Annotated in this window: 1 protein-coding gene; it reads left to right on the plus strand. The window is 53.5% G+C overall.

Translation table 11 applies throughout. The annotated features are described in order from the left end of the window. A partial coding sequence (locus ACTHUR_RS14400) for a PEP/pyruvate-binding domain-containing protein (RefSeq protein WP_440399249.1) occupies positions 1-693 on the plus strand: 693 nt, incomplete at both ends.

The raw sequence follows: 693 nt of genomic DNA on the forward strand, positions 1-693 counted from the left end.
TCCGACAGCGGCGCGTCCGGCGTCATGTTCACCCTCGACACCGAGTCCGGCTTCGACCAAGTCGTTTTCGTGACTTCATCTTACGGCCTGGGTGAAAACGTTGTACAAGGCGCGGTCAACCCCGACGAATTCTATGTATTCAAACCCACGCTGAAAGCAGGCAAACCTGCCATCCTGCGCAAAACCATGGGTTCGAAACAAATCAAAATGATCTTTACCGACAAAGCAGAAGCCGGTAAATCCGTGATGAACGTCGATGTTCCTGAAGAAGACCGCAACCGCTTCTCCATTACCGACGAAGAAATCACCGAGTTGGCACACTACGCGCTGACAATCGAAAAACACTATGGCCGCCCGATGGATATCGAATGGGGTCGTGACGGCTTGGATGGCAAACTCTACATCCTGCAAGCCCGTCCTGAAACCGTGAAATCCCAAGAAGAAGGCAGCCGCAACCTGCGCCGCTTCGACATCAACGGCGACAAAACTGTCTTGTGCGAAGGTCGTGCCATCGGTCAAAAAGTCGGTCAAGGCAAAGTCCGCTTAGTAAAAGACGCATCCGAAATGGATTCCGTTGAAGCAGGCGACGTACTCGTTACCGACATGACCGATCCGGATTGGGAACCGGTAATGAAACGTGCTTCCGCTATCGTAACCAACCGCGGCGGACGTACCTGCCACGCTGCCATCATC

This window comes from Neisseria sp. P0021.S007 (assembly GCF_051956855.1).